Raw genomic sequence first — 14601 nt, 5'->3', positions numbered from 1 at the left:
ACCGGTGAGGCGCTGGCCGCTTCGCAATCCTCTGATTTCTATTAGTAGATGTTCACCGATGCTTGAGTATTTCAATCTGCGGGTGATATATCGATTCAGTTGGGTTGCGGCGATTCGTGCAATGGAAAGAGTGGCGTGGGAAGGTGACTTCCCTGATGTATTTGTAAACTGCAAGTGGAAGTCACCAGACCCTAAAGGCGTCTGCTTGAAAGAGCACGCCTTGTATAGCGCTGCAAAAGGTCAGCGGGACATGGACGCGGCGCTCGATCTCTTGGATGATTTGGTGGTTGAGGGCACTCTTAGGAAGCTCAGGGAACTGGAGCTGAAGGCGGGCGTGAAACCCAAGCTGATTGCTCCCGCAGCCCAAATCGATGAAACCAATAATGCTTTGGCAGTCGGATACGCCAATTGGCTTGGACATCAATTGGATTGGGAAGTTGACGAATCCGTTTATCAGATGAAAGACTTCTCAAGAGACAGACTCGATGCGTGGGTCAGAATAGCGCACCGAAGTACGTTCTACGGGGAAATTGACAAGAAGACCCCTTATGTCATAGTGGACGACGTGATTACTCTGGGTGGAACATTGGCCGACCTCAGGTCGTTCATCCTCGGTAAAGGTGGGCGTGTTATTGGTATGAGCACAATTGCCTCTAAGGAGGGAACTGATGTTCAAATCCGACTTAATGCCGATCAGGAAGCAAAGCTGGAGAAACAATATGGCAGCGATCTTGCAAAATTTTGCGACGAGCTTCTCAGCTTTCATTACCGGGGGTTCACAGGTCCCGAAGCAACCCGAGTACTCGGTTGTTCGGGTTATGTCGATCTCAGAAAGAAAATCGTGCGAGGCCGTGACGAGGGCAATGCATCGCGAAGCAAGAAACAAGTTGCGCGATCGGCCTAAGAAGTTCAACGTTTGATCAATAGGATATAAAAGCCGCCTCTCCCTAGCTGGGGAGGCGGCTTTTTGTTTTAGTTCCATATGGCGGCTGCCAGGGGTGAACCTTTTAGCTGGCAGCTTTCGCGTATGCATCGAGCATTGCTGTCACCAACTGCTCAGAATCCAATGTTGCGACCGGGTATTTGATCTCAGGTAAGTCCAGTTTCCGCGGATGGCGGTCGAGATCAATCTTAAGCTTGAGTTGATCGCCAGAAATCGTCAGCTTTCCCACGATTGATGTGGAGCCGATAGCATTCTTCATTATAAGGTTCGCTTGTGGAGGACCCACGCGGCGCGGGCGATCTAATTCGATACGCGGCACACCTGCGTGAGTGAGTTTCCCGGCAACTTCTGCAAGATATTTCGCCAACTTATGAACGAATGTTTCAAAATTCGCGGCTTCGGTAGCCTGCTTATTTTGATACGCCTGTAGATCGGCCTTAGCTGCTTCTTTTTCCGCCTTCATTTTCTCATTTGCTTGGGCAGCTCGTTCGAGAGCCCGGTCAAGATCACTTCCACTCATAAAAATACCTCCCGTGGGTGCGCGGCAAGAGGTAAGTGGCCGCTACAAGTCCTTCAAGTGGTAGGGTGAGCAATCGACTAACTGTGCGACTAAGTCGGTGCGGGTGCGATTAGTCCAATGCGACTGTGAGGGCCTCCCCAGGCACGGCAGCCTCAAGCTTTCGTCTCAGCGCCTGTTCCTGTTCATAAGTCTTATGGGGAAAGTGCTCCCAGCACCACCATCGAGTCGGGACCGCAGGCGAGGGGCTGTTTCCCCAGCTTCCCCAATTATCGCAGCCTTGGTGCTCGCAATAATGGACGTAGAGGTCTGGGGCCCTCGGAGACCTGTCGATGTCGCTCATTTGACCTCCTGGACTTGCCAGCCCGCTTTCGGCTTCGGCCATCCGTTCTTAGCCGCGCGAAAATCAGCTTCAGTTTCCGCTTTTCTCTTGGCTTCCATGGCGCCGGTCGCCCAGACCGTAATCCGCATGCGGCCAACTCTGAAGACGAAACGGCGCTCGGAGGCGTGCTTGCCGGCGGTATATCCTGCGCGAAAGCAGGCGCGCGCAGTCGACGGGCTCACGCTATCTCGGAAAGAGCCCGGCTGCGACCGCCACCAGTCGTTAAATGCCACATCGAAGGTAACGTTTTTTGGTTGGGGACGGTCAAGCATATCAGTCTCGCTCGTAGCTCGGGCGCCACCCGCGAGTCATGCCTCGGCCCATCGCGCCTTCGGTCAATACCAGCTGCCAGCGAAGGTGACGGATGTCGGCGAGGAGGGTTCCTATCGCCGCTTGCACATCGCCTTTGTGATAAGCAAGCACCTCTCCAATCTCATCATCAACCATGGCTTCGCCAATCGGCTGCTCGCGCATATCCGTCTCCATACTTTCAGTTTTCAGATTGGCGGCCGCCACGCCGATGTTCCCATTATGTTCACGTCAGCGACGGAGTCAATAATGCTCTGTCGCTTTTTAGGGGCTTATGTGTCCTGGATGCGTGCCCGGCAAATGCCAAAATCAATTAATACTACATTCGATCATAAAAAATGCCCCGCCGAAGCGGGGCAAGTTACACAACACGGATCGCACAGAGGAACACCCGTGCTTTCCTACGATTAACGAAGTAGCGTTGAGCTATGTTCCACTACGTTGTCAATAGAGTTTATTGCGCGACGACGAATTAATACCTATTCCTGGTCAATTGCTTTTTATGACGTTGCTGCTGAACTGCGGGCATGACAAAGTCGCCCCGCAAGGCTTCCAAGCCGCTCCTCCGTGAGAATGAAGCGCCGATCCGCAGCCGCGCGCGAAAGAAGCGTGACCCGGCTCAGCATCAGCTCACCCTCGACCCAATGCCGGAGCGTATCGATCCGTGTCTGGCGCTGCTGAAGCCGCGGCCGCCGAAGGGGCGTCAGTGGGCGTTCGAGGTGAAATGGGATGGGTACCGCCTGGCGGTTCATATCGAGCCCAAGGGCGTCAAGATCCTGACCCGTGGCGGCCATGACTGGACCGACCGTTTCCCTGCGATAGTGGCCCAGGCGAAACGCCTCCCCGTTTCGACAGCAATATTGGACGGCGAGGCTGTCGTTTTCGACGAGCACGGCCGGTCTGACTTCGGCAAGCTTCAGCAGTCGCTCGGCGGCAAGGGCGGCAAGCGGATATCATGGGAATCGGTATTGATGGTCTTCGACCTCCTCTATCTCGATGGTCATGACCTCACCGAGACCGAGTTCACCGCCCGGCGCCATCTCCTCGAGGGGATAGTCCCGGCCGGCGGGGAGGAGGCTATCCGGTTATCGGAAGAGATCGAAGCGGATGGTGACAAGCTCTTTCGCATCGCGTGCGAGCATGGGCTCGAGGGCATCATTGCGAAAGATCGGAACAGCACCTATCGCAGCGGCCGCGGCGGCGAATGGCAGAAGATCAAATGCATCCAGAGCGGCGGCTTCGCCATCGTCGGCTACCAGAGGTCCAGCTCGGCGTTCGGGAATATCCACGCCCTGCTGCTTGCGGCGCGAAAGGAGGGCCAGTTGGTCTATGTCGGATCGGTCGGGACTGGCTTCAAGGCAAGCCAGGCAATGGAGCTTCGCGCTTCGATGGATAAGCTTAAGGCGGCCGCGCCCGTGGTGAGGTATACCGGCCGGCGCAAGAATGTGATCTGGATCAAGCCGAAGCTCGTCGCCGAGATCGAATATCGAAATTGGACGCATGACGGGAAGCTGCGTCACCCGTCATATAAGGGATTGCGGGATGCGGCTGATGAGGCAAGCGTTTGTCGTGTAAGGTAGCACGCCTACGTTATGGTCTTTGATAGCCATGCGATTAGGTCAGGGGCTTTTCCCAAGCCCAATTTGATTGCTTCGACGGTCATCACCTTAACCCCCTCAGCTGGCAATCCTCTTATTTGATCGATAAGCTTTTTCTTAACGCCCGAATCGGCTGGCGATTTCTCTACCTGGTCAATGACCAGTTGTTTTACCGTGTCTTCATGAATTTTGATCGTCACGATCCCTAGAATGGCCGATAATCCTCCGTCATCTTGGAGGAAATCAAGCCCCTTGGCTGTGATCGTGGCGTAACCGAGCGCAACGTGCCCTGACATGGATTTTGCGAACTGAGCGCTCAGAAGCTCGTGCTCGTGCAGGTAATGCACATTTACGACAAGCCTGTTGTCCGGTTCGTCGGGGAATATTTCTTGAAGCCTCGCCTGCCGTGGATAGGTCTCGGCCAGAGCGGTCAAAATGCGGTGTTGAAAGGTGCGATCTAGCAGCTCACCCATCTATATTTATCCTTACTTGAATTCCACTTTTACGATGACCTCTTCGTCGCATAGTGGGCGAATTGGGGGCCGAGGGCAGTTAGCCTCGCCGTCGCTTCACCACGAATCAACTGACGCGACTATGCACTGTAATGCGCTTTTTGAAGACGCCATCTCTGACCTCTGTTTAGGTCAGCGTCGTTTCCACTTCTCAAAAATTCTGCATGCCTCGGCATGCCCCTCATCGGTGATGATGTAGCGCACTTGTCCTTCTGATGTCTGGCATTTCACAAGCCCTTTTCCGACCAGTCGACTCATCAAAACCGGCCCGGCGCCCGGCAAGACGTCCAATGTGTTGAGTTCGGTGTTGTAGGACATCGCCACCAAGATGTTTTCGCTCTTGGCATCCAGGCCGAAGCGCGGGCGGTCATAACTTTCTTTCCGATCTCTCCATTTCCTAATCGCGCTACGGTCATCGATCGCGTTGGGTTCATCGATTCCGCCAAGAGCGCTCATCATCGCATCGATAGCGCGGCGATCCCATCTTCTGGTGCCAGGTAAGGTCGGGGGCATGATGCCGCGTGCAACCCACATCGAAAAGCATGACGGCGAAATTCCGCAATACTCAGCCGCTTCTTTGCGACCGATGAGGCGGGGCTCTGTCATGGCGCTGTCTTTCCGAAATACCAATAGTCGATGCGCTTTATCTCTTCGCGGCCTAAGTCGGTCACCGACCAGATGCGGTTGGTATCGGCATTGCCTGACGACATTATCACGCCGTGTGCCTGAAGCTTCTCTAAGGTCAATTCTCCTACACCCCGCATATCTCGTTGAGTGCGGCAATCGGGGTTCTCGATCATCTGGCGCAGCACTGTCTGGCATCGAGTATCGAGATTCAATCGCGGCTTTCTGTCGGCGCGCTGCTCTCGCTTTGGTCTCCATGCTTGAGGATTTTCCTTTCCGTCCTCCAGCGTCGCCAGAATATAATTCTTGTCGAGGCCCATATGCATTTCATACCATTTCCGAATTAGCGGCACAGGTCTGCCCCCGTGTAGTACGTCGACCTTGGGAAAGCCTTTGGATTCGAGAATACGCAGGCCGTTGCGCTTCCAGGCAGACGCCCTGGCTTTGCCGACAACAGCGACGGCAATCTCATCGTCCGTTGCGAAGAGCGGGAGACGATCGAACGGGCTCGGTGGAAACGTCATGCGCCACCCACTTTCCTATCCCAGCCACCTGCGCCCTTTCCGTGCTTGGCCCTCTCCTTTATCCAGCGATCTACTTTGGCGATTTGCTCGCGTCCTTCGTCTGTGATGACGATCATAGGATCGCCTTTCGAGTCGCGAGCGCGCTCGACGACGAAGCCCTGTTTGAGGAATGATTCAACCGTGCGGGGGCCAGCCCGCTTGATCTGATTGCGCGAGCGCGGCGCCCTCTGACTGCTGAGGAATCGCAGGACTGCCATCTCGCGCCGATCGACCGCGACGGAAGGGTCGAAAAGCCAGAAGTTTTCCTTCCAAAAGTCGCGAGCCGGCGCAACCTTCACAGTTGGGGGCTTGGGCTGCTTGGCAGGCTCGCGCATCACCTCCCACAAGGCGAGGATGTCTGCCTCTGAAAAGAGGTAGTCGCGGCCTCGCCGTGAGCACAAACCGTATGCTTTGCCGAGCTTGATCACACCACGATTGGTCAGCCTGAGCCGTTCAGCGGCTTCGTCAGCCGTGTAGATGGTATCGAGTGGAATGGTTGGCTCCAAGAGCACACCTCCATGAAAAGAACAAACAGGTAGCCGCCGGCGCGGACGCCGAAAGCATCTTGATCCTCTTCATGTGGTGGATAGGCGGGATGGCCTTCGCGGATTGGTGGGCCGCGGTTAAGCGCTATTGAAGGTCGACGAGTCGGTCAAGGGGTCGCCGTGCGTCCAGCAGCCTCGGCCTCGATCGCTTTGAGCCAAAACTGATATGCTTGCCGATGGCTTCCATCAAACTCATCGGAGGGCCAATCGTTGCAGCCGGTCAACATAAGCTTGAGCTCACCTGCCAGGACACAAACGCTTCGGAGAAGGGTTTCCAAGTCAGAGTACGTTACTTTTGCGGCTTTGATTTCCGGCCAAGAGATGTGGGCTACTTGGCCGTTCCGAAACGACTGGATCCTCCCGAACGCTTTAAAGTCGATCGTCCGATACGCCTCGAAAAAACGCGCCATTGACGCCGTCACCGCTCCGCGCGCAGCTTCTATCGAGCTCGGCGGCTCAGCGGTCGCGAACAGCTTGCTTACCTCATCTGTAGCTGCATTAGTTTGCAGGTATTTATAGACGGACTGAAACGATATTCTTGATCCTCTATCCATAGTCGCGAACAGGCGAATGATCGCCATCATCGCCATCTCCTGCCGATAGTCCGATGCGTGGTGAGCAGCGGTAGGCCACTTGTCTGCGGACTTTTTAATCGCTTCGTTGATGCCAGAATAGAATCCATATGCCCGGGCGGCCATCTCTGACCACGCATGCAACTGCGGCTCCATCCGCTGCACCTCCTCGATCGTGACGGGCAGCTCGTCAGTATTAGGGGCCTCTTTCTTCATAGCTGGCTTGGATCTCGCAGCCGGACGCCTGGGCCGTTACCGTTCGAGTCGATGAAAATAATGCCAGCTGTTTCGAGCGCCGCCACGACAGATGCGACGTTGTTTTTCATTCCTTTGGCTGCGCCTTCGCTGTCCTCCATTCGCCGAAGGGTAGGGGCTGAGACGTTGGCCCGCTGCGCGAGTTCCACCTGACCGATCCCAAGGAGCGCACGAGCGGCGGCTAGCTGCCGGCCGGTGATGTGATTAAAATCGCTCATTGTGATTATTTTCGCTTGACGCGCCCTCTGTTGATGGTATTAGTTATCACCGTGAGCGAAATTAATCAATGAGGAAGCCGATGCCCAACATCTCATCCACCGACAGAACCTTGCTGCCACGCGCATTGATCAAGAGATCCGCCAACGCAAACTTCGCCAGAAGATAGGGGAGGTCGAGATGATGAACGTCTCCATCCCCGCCACGCCCGCGAACGTCGCAAGCGGTGCTTGGCAATCGCCAGCAACACTTCCGCCACAGGTGCCGGTCGACTTCCGCTTCGCCGTTGGCGACCGTGTTTCATTTGATGGCAGGCCGGCGATCGTTGCGGACCGCACCGCAAGCCTCATGGGCCGCGAACTTTACGACATTGAGATGTTAAGCGCCGCATACGGCAGGCCGCGACGGACAGTCTTCGGCCAAGCCCTTGAGCCTGTCACGGGCTGAGCCATGACCCGCCACATCCAGAACCGCATCAAGATGCGCGAGAAGCAGGGCGGCTGCTGCTGTTACTGCCTCCAGCCGATGGTTCTGAGTGATCGGCCACCGTGGAAGCAGCCGCCGAATGCCGAGACGCTGGAGCACTTGCGCCGGCGGGCCGACGGCGGGCGCAACAATCGGGACAACATCGCCTTGGCATGCAAGCGCTGCAATGAGGAGCGCGGCGCCATGGATTGGCTCTTATACACGACGTACCGCCGCGGGGAACTTTGGGAATTAATTGAAGCTGCGGTGCCGAGCGCGCCGCGTAGATAGCCGGTGGCGGCCGGCTGCTGCCCGTCGTCGGGCAGGATGAACACCATAGGCCGGCGCGATCACCACCCGCGACCACACCAGCGGCGCGCCGGCCGGTCTTCCTCCAAGCCATTCATCAGAGGTTAATGCTTGTTAACCTAGAATCGCAGCCTGAAAGGATGCGCCGATGAAGATGCTTTCTTCCTTACTTGCAGCAATGGTCTTGTCTGCATCTTTCGCCCTGCCGCTAAGCGCCACGCCGATCGTCGTGCCGAAATCGATAGCATTGTCCGCCGCCGACGTCGATCTGGTCCATTACCGTCGCCACTGGTACGCTTATCGCGACTGCCGGTATTACGGCTCATGCTACCGTCCGCGGTATTACGGCCACCGCGACTACTACGGCTATCGGGACTATTATCCGTATCGCGACTACGGTTATCGCGATTATTACCCATATCGCGACTACGGCTATCGCCATTACCCGTATCATCGCCGGTCAGGCGTGAGCGTGTATTTCGATTTTTAGTCGCCAATACCAGGGTGCCCAACAAGCGCGCCGCCGGCCCACCGCCACCGGCGGCTTTTCCGTTTCTCGTTGCTGTAGTAAAGAGGACAGATGAACAGCACCTCCATCCTTCTCCGAAAGATACGCGTGCGCCATCGGGGCGCACCGACTTCGTTCGGAGATCGACATGCACCACAAAAGAAAGCGCCCGCGCAAAGCTTCGTGCGGCCTCTGTAAGCCCCATAAAACGAACGGCAACTGCCCGCGTCATAAAAACATGCAGTGGGGCAATCTGCGCCGCTACCTGTCTGGATCTGACGAGCTTCGCTGCGCGGAGGTTAAGGTTTCGGACAGGGATCGGCCGTACAGGCAATAGCTAATATTGCCTCTCCTTCGGGCGGGTCTGTTTGTCCTGGATCCGCCGGAGGGCTGCTGCTCTAGTTCGAAGCCATAGCGTCGAGCTTTGCAAGCCAGCGCAAATGACCTCCCGCCTCGCTCACCATATAGATTGCCAGCTCCAGCGGCGGCTGAGCCGGTTCCTCGGCGCCAGGCTCGTGTCTGTAGAAGTGTGCACCGTCAATCCAATCTTTCAGCGAGGCCACGAGCTTTTGCGCCAGATTGATGGCTGGCTTTTGATTAGCATAGAGTCTGCTGACGAGTGGCTCCAAATGTTTCTGTATTTCACTCGAACTCAATTGATGAGCAGATGGGAATATGAGCCTGAAAAGGCTTTCCGTGGCGAAGAATGCGGACCTGAGCGCAGCCTTCCCATCGGGTGGGGTTCTATCAAGTGCAATGAAGGCGTCATCGTAGAGCGAACGGACGCCGTTGTAGCGTGGAGCACCTAAGCCTGAAATGGTGGAGATGCGCGCAGCTTCGAACTCTTCGTCAACCGCCAAGTGAACGCCGCCTCGATCATCGATTCTATAACGAACTTGCTCTTCCGCAAAAACCCGGCGGCAGTTGTCGAGGAATGTCTTGCGTTTCTGCGCTTCCCTTCCTTGGTCGTAGCTCGATATTGCGCTGTAGATGGTCGTAATTGTATCGAGAACGTCGCGAAGCTCCATTTTTTGTAAAATCGGTGGCCATTGGTAGCTGTAGACTGTCTGGCCGACGAGTATGCCTTGCTCGCGTTCAATAAATTGTCCGAAGCTTCGGAGATCGTCGTGATCGCCAAGTGCGCCAATGATCTTCGCGATGCGGTTTCGCATTCGCGCGCTGTCCGGCAGCAAGTCGGCGCGCCGCATATAAACCTGCGAAAATCTTTGTCCTTCTGGCTGATCGGTCATTTGCTTAGCTCATTCCGAAGAAGTGCCGGAGGATTGGGCGGATGCTATTCCAGATGGCCGACAACGATGCTGTTGCTTTTGCGGTGGAATCCAAGGCAGAAAGAGCTGCTGAAATCATTCCCGGTCTTCGCCCTTCCGGCGGCCTGCCACACTGAGAACAGTGCCCGACTTCAATAGCTGCATTATTTTCCTGGCCATCCATCAACGACTCCAGATGATTCGACGTGGGCAAGCCCAAGCTAATAGCGATCGTTGAATTAGCCAATTGCTTTGGGGGTGCTTTAGTTGTGGAGAGCGAATGGACAGTGCAACCAAATGCCTACCCTGGACGAGGGTCGGGTTCCGGAACAGAGTACGACGAGAAGTACGACAGACACTTTAGCCGCCTTGAATTATGGGTCGATCCGTCCAGTCAATCATCGGGGCGACCGCAAAAATCGGCCTCTTCTGCATCATCGGCGTTTCATTGTTCCTGTGTTCGCAGGCTGCCCTTCAGCGCACTGCTGCCGCACGGGGCGGTCATCGGATGAAAGGCGCATATAACACTTGCCGTTGCGATCCACAAATTCGCAAGCGCAAACGAAAACGGCGCCCCTTGCGGAGCGCCGTCCATGCCGCAGAAAGCGGAAATCCGACTTACGAAGCCGAGATGTTGACAGCCTTCGGGCCCTTGCCCATGCGGTCCGGCTCGGTGTCGAAGGTAACCTGCTGGCCTTCGCGCAGCGACTGGATGCCCGAAGCCTGCAGCGCGGAGATGTGGACGAAAACGTCCTTTGCGCCGCCGTCCGGCGTGATGAAACCAAAACCCTTGTCCTGGTTGAAGAATTTTACGGTGCCTTTGGTGGCCATTGGGATCGTCCTTTTCCCTTAGTCTGTGTAGTATCCGCGCCCCCGAGAGGAAGCGGACGGCTTTAGCTTTCGCCCCGAATCGATGGGACGAAGGGTCAGTCGGAGAAGTCACGTACGGGGAAAGAACGTCTACGCAGGCGGGTATTCCCGCGCCTCCTTCCTAACGGAAGGAATTACCACATCAGTCCAGTCACCGGCATGCTAATGCCCGAGTAGGTGGATTGGTGCCATCATTTCGGTCAAAAGGCAAGCGCCATTATTGTGGCATACCGCTTATCACGACAGGAAATGCCGAAGATTCAGATACTTGACGAAAAGTTAGCAGATGCTTGAATGGCTGTGCCATAGCGGGATCGGCGTGCCGAAGCGGCACGAGGCGGTGCGCAACAACCCTGCATTGCTCGTTGCTCGCGATCAGTGCACGCGCTCTCTCATTGCTGACATGCCGGCACGCTTCTCTGACGAGCAGAAGAGGGGCAGCGCGCGTAGGTCTGCTGCCGCCTACTGTGCATCCCCCAACAGTGCTGCCAGGCTCCAGGGAGCATCGCCTTTCTGATTGGCGATGTCGTCAACCTTCCAGCCGCCGTGTTCGCGCACCAGGGTGTAGAACAGCGTCACCTCTTCGCCGTTTTTGAACTGCACTTCCACCTCAGCCTTGTCGCCCAGCAGGATTGGCTGGCCGATCCGGACGTTGCTCGCTTCGCCGTCCTGGCCTGCAATGACAGGATCGAAATCGACCGCGCCGACATCGCCCTCCGGCGTGTTGTCGAGATCGGCCTGGAGAAGCCTGTTCAGATGATCGGAAAAGAAGATCGAATATGGCGAGGGCGCCTCCGCGTCGCTTCTGTCGCTGTCATAGCTGTAGAGCGCCTTGAGCAGCGCTTTCGGCGTCTTGTAGGTCTCCGCCAAGGCGGGCAGGGCCGCAAAGGCCAAGGCGGCGAGGGCGAGGATGAATGTGGGCAGACGCATGCGGCTCTCCTCGGGTGGGTGGAGAATCATAGCCGAAACGGGCGCCGGCGTGGAGCGGCATTTTCGGAGGGTGCCCGGATGGCCGCCGGCCTCACCGTTTACGGGTGGCGCCCGCAACGACCGCCGGAGAGTCTCATCGGTGGGGCTTGCAAGACTGCAAGCCCCACCGATGTTGAAAGCCGCCTGCGACGGATCTCTGTGTCGGCGGCAAACTGCTGTGTTAGATCAGCGCCTCATGTGCGAGGCTCGAAGACGACAGCTCGAAGACGTCCTTCACGGCCAGCGTGAAGTCATGGCTGGTGGCGTTGCCGGCCACGTCATAGGCTTCGGCGGTGAAGGTCAGGCTGTGGGTGCTTTCGTAGTCGATCGCCGCCTTCGTCTGGATCTTGTTGCCGACGAGCTTGAAGATGCCGTCGGCATCATCGGTCAGGCGCCACTTGACCGCGCCGCCTTCCGGATCGACGGCGGAGAGCAGGCCGACCGAGGTGCCGATCGCGACGTTCTCGGAGATCGAGCTGCGCGAAAAGGCGAGCTTGATCGGCGCCTGGTTGGCCGGGGCCTCGTTGACGTCGAGGACGTTGATCGTGATGTCCTTCTCGACCGTGACCTTGCCGTCGGAGACGGCCACCTTGATCGTGTGGGACTTGGCCGTCTCGTAGTCCAGCGCCTTCGAGGTGACGATACGATTGCCCTTCAGGCGGAAGTGATCGCCGGCGCCGTCGATCAGCGTGTAGGTGAGGGCGTCACCATCGGCGTCCCTGGCGCTGAGCAGGCCGACCGTCGTCCAGAGCGGGGTGCTCTCGAAAAGCGCTGTTTTCGACAGCTGGATATTGGTCGGTGCGCTGTTTGCGTCGGGCGTGAAAGTGCTCTTGCTGAAGTCGTAAACACCATCGGCAAACCGCGCGATTTCGATGTCACGCAGCGTGTCGGTACCCTCCTTGGCGCTGCTCACGATGTGATCGCCATTGTTCATCGCGAAAGTATAATTGACGAAATTACCGGAGAAGACTGCGGTGTCGGTGCCCGCGCCGCCAAACAGTGCGTCGTTGCCGGCGCCGCCTTCGAACCTGTCGTTGCCATTGGTTCCGAAAAAATAGTCGTCGCCCCCGCCAGTCTTGACATCGATGCCGAAGGCGGTGCCGAAGATGTCGACGTGGCGGTTTGCCAGCTCGTCGGAGAGATCGGCATGGGCGCTGTCCGTCAGCGTCAGTGCAAGCACATCGTTCTCGTAACCCGGCTTCTCGTATTTCACGATCTTGTCGAAGCTTTCGAACTGGGCGGCCGAAGCGAGAACCTCGGCTCCCGCCGTTTCGAGAATTTCAACATTCTTGATCGTCAGGCCGGCAAGACCGATGAATTCCATGCCCGGATCCAGGGTCGGCTCGATGACGCGCAACGTGTCCGTGCCGGCTCCGCCATCGATCGTTCCGGAAAGCGCGGAAGAGTGTGACTGCAGGTTGATGGCATCATTGCCATCGCCGGCGTTGATATCGAAGGTTTCAGGAACGGTGGAGAAATTATCGCCGTCGGTGATCTTGTCGTCGCCTGCTCCACCCGTGATGATATCATTTCCGACGCCGCCGGAGATCTGGTCGTTGCCATCGCCGCCGGTCAGTTTGTCATCGCCGGCATTGCCATTCATCGTGTCGTTGCCGCCGCTGCCGTCAAAAATGTCGTTGCCGGCAGTTCCTTCTAGATAGTCATTTCCGCCGCCGGTCTTGACGTCAATGCCGGAGGCACTGCCGAAAATCTGGGCCTTACGGCCTGCCAGTTCGTCGGAGAGATCAAGATGGACGCTGTCCGTCAATGCCAAGGCGATCGCATCCTGATCACCCGGGCTGTTCGAGTAGACGATCTTGTCGAAGCTTTCGAACTGCGCAGCCGAACCATCGACTCTATACATGCCCGTTTCGAGAATTTCGACGTTCTTGATCGTCAGGCCGGTAAGCCTGAGGGTTTGCAGCTTGTCAGTACCGGCGCCGCCATCGATCACTCCAGAATACGTGGCAGCGTAAGACTCCAAGTCAATGCTATCATTGCCGTCTCCCGCATCAATATCGAAGACTCCAGAGTCCGGGATAGTGAAGACATCGCCGTCGACGATAATGTCGTCGCCGGTTCCGCCCCTGATGACGTCATCTCCGGCGCCGCCGTAGATATAATCGTTGCCGTCGCCACCGATCAGGAGGTCATTCCCATCTTTGCCGTCTACGGTGTCATTTCCCGCGCCCGCGTTGAAAATATCATTGCCGTCGGTGCCCCTGAATCGGTCCTCGCTACCTCCGGTCGTGACGTCGATACCGGAGACTCTGCCATAGATATAGACTTGGCCGGTTGTCAGCTCGTCGGAGAGGTCAACGTGGGAGCCGTCTGTCAAGCTCAAGGTGACGTCCATATTGTAATACTGGGCTTTGATCCTATCAAAGCCTTCGAGCTGGGCGGTCGATGCGACTACACCAAGTGGCCCGGCCTCGAGGATTTCGAAGTTCTTGATCGTCAGGCCCGTTATATCGCTAGCCTGCAGTGTGTCGGTGCCAGCGCCGCCGTCGACTGTCCCAGATACCTTGGTGCTGACATCGTTCGACAGACTCACCGTGTCGTTGCCGGTGCCTGCATCGATGTTGTAGACCTCGGCAACGGCCGAGAAAAAGTCGCCATCGCCAATCGTATCGTCGCCTGCGCCACCGCGAATAATATCGTTTCCAACGTCACCATAGAGACTGTCATTTCCCTCGCCCCCATAGAGTGTGTCATTGCCGGTTCCGCCATTGATCAAATCGTTGCCGATTCCGCCATTCAGCGTATCTGCGCCGCCGCCACCCAAAATGGTGTCGTTACCTGCGCCCGTTGTGATGACATTGGCGCTGCTTGAGCCCGTCACCGCTGTGGAAACCGATCCCAGTTCATCGGCGAGGTCTGCCGCGCCAGAACCCGAAACTTGAAGGGTGACCGCGGCAAGAGGATTAGCTTCGGAATAGCGGATGACGTCATATGTTTCGAACTCGGCGCCGGTTTTGGTAATTGGTGCGCCGTTCGTATTCAGAATATTCAAGGCCATATTTAACTTTCCAATAGATGCGTTGCACTCTGCAAGAACGGATGACGTGACGGTGGCCTCATTCGTAGATTCGGCAGCCGTGGGTTGGAAACTCCCAGCACGGAGCGGTGCTGGTTTTTGCGCGCCCGCCGGCGCATTTTGCCGGCGCCGCTGATTT

At 56.8% G+C, this 14601-nt stretch carries 19 protein-coding genes; 5 read left to right on the top strand and 14 right to left on the bottom strand.

The window, feature by feature from the left end:
- Nucleotides 1–58 precede the first annotated feature (58 nt).
- Nucleotides 59–904: a phosphoribosyltransferase gene (locus J2J99_RS13485; RefSeq protein ID WP_168299080.1), complete on the top strand. Its 846-nt coding sequence runs from the start codon at nucleotides 59–61 to the stop codon at nucleotides 902–904.
- Between the two features lie 103 nt (nucleotides 905–1007).
- Here J2J99_RS13485 and J2J99_RS13480 read toward each other — a convergent pair whose 3' ends face one another.
- The 4 genes from J2J99_RS13480 to J2J99_RS13470 form a co-directional block, all read right to left on the bottom strand.
- Nucleotides 1008–1463: a hypothetical protein gene (locus J2J99_RS13480; RefSeq protein WP_168299089.1), complete on the bottom strand. Its 456-nt coding sequence runs from the start codon at nucleotides 1461–1463 to the stop codon at nucleotides 1008–1010.
- A gap of 109 nt (nucleotides 1464–1572) precedes the next feature.
- Nucleotides 1573–1803 (bottom strand): hypothetical protein, encoded by a 231-nt coding sequence (locus tag J2J99_RS33995; protein ID WP_168299093.1) that lies wholly within the window; start codon nucleotides 1801–1803, stop codon nucleotides 1573–1575.
- A complete protein-coding gene (locus J2J99_RS13475; RefSeq protein WP_168299123.1) occupies nucleotides 1800–2114 on the bottom strand; it encodes a hypothetical protein in 315 nt (104 codons plus the stop codon). The genes J2J99_RS33995 and J2J99_RS13475 overlap by 4 nt, the downstream gene beginning before the upstream one ends.
- 1 nt (nucleotide 2115) lies before the next feature.
- Nucleotides 2116–2316 (bottom strand): hypothetical protein, encoded by a 201-nt coding sequence (locus tag J2J99_RS13470; protein WP_168299732.1) that lies wholly within the window; start codon nucleotides 2314–2316, stop codon nucleotides 2116–2118.
- A gap of 362 nt (nucleotides 2317–2678) precedes the next feature.
- Here J2J99_RS13470 and ligD point away from each other — a divergent pair, with 362 nt between their 5' ends.
- Nucleotides 2679–3731, top strand: a complete 1053-nt coding sequence (ligD, locus tag J2J99_RS13465) for a non-homologous end-joining DNA ligase (RefSeq protein ID WP_168299131.1) — start codon at nucleotides 2679–2681, stop codon at nucleotides 3729–3731.
- Between the two features lie 5 nt (nucleotides 3732–3736).
- Here ligD and J2J99_RS13460 read toward each other — a convergent pair whose 3' ends face one another.
- The 6 genes from J2J99_RS13460 to J2J99_RS13435 all read right to left on the bottom strand — a co-directional run bounded on the left by J2J99_RS13460 (nucleotide 3737) and on the right by J2J99_RS13435 (nucleotide 7038).
- Nucleotides 3737–4222, bottom strand: coding sequence for a hypothetical protein (locus J2J99_RS13460; protein ID WP_168299134.1), 486 nt, complete (start codon nucleotides 4220–4222; stop codon nucleotides 3737–3739).
- Nucleotides 4223–4393: 171 nt separating this feature from the next.
- A complete protein-coding gene (locus J2J99_RS13455) occupies nucleotides 4394–4867 on the bottom strand; it encodes a helix-turn-helix transcriptional regulator (protein ID WP_168299137.1) in 474 nt (157 codons plus the stop codon).
- The gene (locus J2J99_RS13450; RefSeq protein ID WP_205919056.1) at nucleotides 4864–5409 is read right to left on the bottom strand and encodes a hypothetical protein; all 546 of its coding nucleotides are present in this window, start codon (nucleotides 5407–5409) and stop codon (nucleotides 4864–4866) included. Before J2J99_RS13450 ends, J2J99_RS13455 begins: the two co-directional genes overlap by 4 nt.
- The gene (locus J2J99_RS13445; protein WP_168299141.1) at nucleotides 5406–5954 is read right to left on the bottom strand and encodes a helix-turn-helix domain-containing protein; all 549 of its coding nucleotides are present in this window, start codon (nucleotides 5952–5954) and stop codon (nucleotides 5406–5408) included. The genes J2J99_RS13450 and J2J99_RS13445 overlap by 4 nt, the downstream gene beginning before the upstream one ends.
- Nucleotides 5955–6100: 146 nt before the next feature.
- Nucleotides 6101–6781: a hypothetical protein gene (locus J2J99_RS13440; RefSeq protein WP_168299146.1), complete on the bottom strand. Its 681-nt coding sequence runs from the start codon at nucleotides 6779–6781 to the stop codon at nucleotides 6101–6103.
- Nucleotides 6778–7038, bottom strand: a complete 261-nt coding sequence (locus J2J99_RS13435) for a helix-turn-helix domain-containing protein (protein WP_168299148.1) — start codon at nucleotides 7036–7038, stop codon at nucleotides 6778–6780. Before J2J99_RS13435 ends, J2J99_RS13440 begins: the two co-directional genes overlap by 4 nt.
- A gap of 178 nt (nucleotides 7039–7216) precedes the next feature.
- On the opposite strand from J2J99_RS13435, the gene J2J99_RS13430 reads away from it, so the two are divergent.
- The 3 genes from J2J99_RS13430 to J2J99_RS13420 all read left to right on the top strand — a co-directional run bounded on the left by J2J99_RS13430 (nucleotide 7217) and on the right by J2J99_RS13420 (nucleotide 8300).
- The gene (locus tag J2J99_RS13430; protein WP_168299150.1) at nucleotides 7217–7483 is read left to right on the top strand and encodes a hypothetical protein; all 267 of its coding nucleotides are present in this window, start codon (nucleotides 7217–7219) and stop codon (nucleotides 7481–7483) included.
- 3 nt (nucleotides 7484–7486) lie between these two features.
- Nucleotides 7487–7792, top strand: a complete 306-nt coding sequence (locus J2J99_RS13425; protein WP_168299156.1) for an HNH endonuclease — start codon at nucleotides 7487–7489, stop codon at nucleotides 7790–7792.
- Nucleotides 7793–7958: 166 nt separating this feature from the next.
- The gene (locus J2J99_RS13420; RefSeq protein WP_168299158.1) at nucleotides 7959–8300 is read left to right on the top strand and encodes a hypothetical protein; all 342 of its coding nucleotides are present in this window, start codon (nucleotides 7959–7961) and stop codon (nucleotides 8298–8300) included.
- Nucleotides 8301–8716: 416 nt separating this feature from the next.
- Here J2J99_RS13420 and J2J99_RS13415 read toward each other — a convergent pair whose 3' ends face one another.
- From J2J99_RS13415 to J2J99_RS13400, 4 genes are all read right to left on the bottom strand, one after another.
- Nucleotides 8717–9568 (bottom strand): hypothetical protein, encoded by an 852-nt coding sequence (locus J2J99_RS13415; protein ID WP_168299162.1) that lies wholly within the window; start codon nucleotides 9566–9568, stop codon nucleotides 8717–8719.
- A 636-nt stretch (nucleotides 9569–10204) separates the two neighbouring features.
- Nucleotides 10205–10417, bottom strand: a complete 213-nt coding sequence (locus J2J99_RS13410) for a cold-shock protein (protein WP_003540801.1) — start codon at nucleotides 10415–10417, stop codon at nucleotides 10205–10207.
- Nucleotides 10418–10918: 501 nt separating this feature from the next.
- Nucleotides 10919–11386, bottom strand: coding sequence for a DUF3828 domain-containing protein (locus tag J2J99_RS13405; RefSeq protein WP_168299168.1), 468 nt, complete (start codon nucleotides 11384–11386; stop codon nucleotides 10919–10921).
- A 220-nt stretch (nucleotides 11387–11606) separates the two neighbouring features.
- Complete coding sequence (locus J2J99_RS13400) at nucleotides 11607–14444, bottom strand: metal-binding protein (RefSeq protein ID WP_168299184.1); 2838 nt, start codon at nucleotides 14442–14444, stop codon at nucleotides 11607–11609.
- Nucleotides 14445–14601 lie beyond the last annotated feature (157 nt).

It is taken from the genome of Rhizobium binae (assembly GCF_017357225.1).
Taxonomy (GTDB): Bacteria; Pseudomonadota; Alphaproteobacteria; order Rhizobiales; family Rhizobiaceae; genus Rhizobium; species Rhizobium binae.
The sequence above is the reverse complement of the archived record's forward strand: the minus strand, read 5'-3'. Positions and strand labels throughout refer to the sequence as shown.

Excerpts from the sequence above, each read along its gene's own strand:
- J2J99_RS13480 (WP_168299089.1), bottom strand. The coding sequence starts at position 1,463 with ATGAGTGGAAGTGATCTTGACCGGGCTCTCGAACGAGCTGCCCAAGCA.
- J2J99_RS33995 (WP_168299093.1), bottom strand. The coding sequence starts at position 1,803 with ATGAGCGACATCGACAGGTCTCCGAGGGCCCCAGACCTCTACGTCCAT.
- J2J99_RS13410 (WP_003540801.1), bottom strand. The coding sequence starts at position 10,417 with ATGGCCACCAAAGGCACCGTAAAATTCTTCAACCAGGACAAGGGTTTT.
- J2J99_RS13440 (WP_168299146.1), bottom strand. The coding sequence starts at position 6,781 with ATGAAGAAAGAGGCCCCTAATACTGACGAGCTGCCCGTCACGATCGAG.
- J2J99_RS13485 (WP_168299080.1), top strand. The coding sequence starts at position 59 with ATGCTTGAGTATTTCAATCTGCGGGTGATATATCGATTCAGTTGGGTT.
- J2J99_RS13420 (WP_168299158.1), top strand. The coding sequence starts at position 7,959 with ATGAAGATGCTTTCTTCCTTACTTGCAGCAATGGTCTTGTCTGCATCT.
- J2J99_RS13425 (WP_168299156.1), top strand. The coding sequence starts at position 7,487 with ATGACCCGCCACATCCAGAACCGCATCAAGATGCGCGAGAAGCAGGGC.
- J2J99_RS13450 (WP_205919056.1), bottom strand. The coding sequence starts at position 5,409 with ATGACGTTTCCACCGAGCCCGTTCGATCGTCTCCCGCTCTTCGCAACG.
- J2J99_RS13460 (WP_168299134.1), bottom strand. The coding sequence starts at position 4,222 with ATGGGTGAGCTGCTAGATCGCACCTTTCAACACCGCATTTTGACCGCT.
- J2J99_RS13475 (WP_168299123.1), bottom strand. The coding sequence starts at position 2,114 with ATGCTTGACCGTCCCCAACCAAAAAACGTTACCTTCGATGTGGCATTT.
- J2J99_RS13470 (WP_168299732.1), bottom strand. The coding sequence starts at position 2,316 with ATGCGCGAGCAGCCGATTGGCGAAGCCATGGTTGATGATGAGATTGGA.
- J2J99_RS13455 (WP_168299137.1), bottom strand. The coding sequence starts at position 4,867 with ATGACAGAGCCCCGCCTCATCGGTCGCAAAGAAGCGGCTGAGTATTGC.
- ligD (WP_168299131.1), top strand. The coding sequence starts at position 2,679 with ATGACAAAGTCGCCCCGCAAGGCTTCCAAGCCGCTCCTCCGTGAGAAT.
- J2J99_RS13435 (WP_168299148.1), bottom strand. The coding sequence starts at position 7,038 with ATGAGCGATTTTAATCACATCACCGGCCGGCAGCTAGCCGCCGCTCGT.
- J2J99_RS13415 (WP_168299162.1), bottom strand. The coding sequence starts at position 9,568 with ATGACCGATCAGCCAGAAGGACAAAGATTTTCGCAGGTTTATATGCGG.
- J2J99_RS13405 (WP_168299168.1), bottom strand. The coding sequence starts at position 11,386 with ATGCGTCTGCCCACATTCATCCTCGCCCTCGCCGCCTTGGCCTTTGCG.
- J2J99_RS13400 (WP_168299184.1), bottom strand. The coding sequence starts at position 14,444 with ATGGCCTTGAATATTCTGAATACGAACGGCGCACCAATTACCAAAACC.
- J2J99_RS13430 (WP_168299150.1), top strand. The coding sequence starts at position 7,217 with ATGATGAACGTCTCCATCCCCGCCACGCCCGCGAACGTCGCAAGCGGT.